At 31.4% G+C, this 717-nt stretch carries 1 protein-coding gene; it reads right to left on the bottom strand.

Annotated features, from left to right (window positions below; genetic code table 11):
* Positions 1-341: 341 nt before the first annotated feature.
* The gene (locus tag NI461_RS14080) at positions 342-647 is read right to left on the bottom strand and encodes a hypothetical protein (protein WP_253157872.1); all 306 of its coding nucleotides are present in this window, start codon (positions 645-647) and stop codon (positions 342-344) included.
* Positions 648-717 lie beyond the last annotated feature (70 nt).

Raw genomic sequence — 717 nt, 5'->3', positions numbered from 1 at the left:
TTATGTTAAATGGTATATCTAAGACTGTGGCCTACACAACCTCAGTTGTTGCCACAGCTCGACATCGTGAATCTTAGGAATTGTTATTCACGATGTCGAGTATCCTAAGTAACATAATATACGTTATGCCGAAATCCGACGCGCTATATGATGATCTAACCTGATAAACAATAATTTTAACTTTGTAATTTCTTCATCATTATCCAATTCTGAATTTTGCAGTTGCTCTAGAACTGTCTCCAGTAGATCGCGAATGTACTCGTAATCATCTCTGGTTAAAACGCCTTTTTTCCTGTCATAGCTGACTGTTTTGTATATATGTCTATTTCTAATCATTGAAATCAGCCTTTAGGCTTAATATCATAATTATTAAACAAATATTCAACTACACGTTTAAATCTCTTATAAACAATTGCTCTCTGATCTCTTAGGTCGTTATAAATTAAAACCTCTGTAAACAAAGAAGCCATTAAATCTTTTTCAGGAATTGATAGCCCAGAATCTTCCTCTAGCTTAAAACCTAATTCAGCTAAAATAATTTTATGTTTTAAGTATTTAGCTTTTTCATCAGAAATCTTTTTACCTTTGTAAAAATAACCATTAATAGGATCATAAGAAATATGATCCATAGAATATAAACTTGCCATTAACGTCTCCAGTAAATATAAAAACACTCTATTGATCTAATTTTAGTCAATCGTAACCCGCATGTTATAA

Source organism: Acinetobacter sp. S4400-12 (genome assembly GCF_024129495.1).
In the GTDB taxonomy this organism is placed as follows: domain Bacteria; phylum Pseudomonadota; class Gammaproteobacteria; order Pseudomonadales; family Moraxellaceae; genus Acinetobacter; species Acinetobacter lwoffii_C.
The sequence above is the reverse complement of the archived record's forward strand: the minus strand, read 5'-3'. Positions and strand labels throughout refer to the sequence as shown.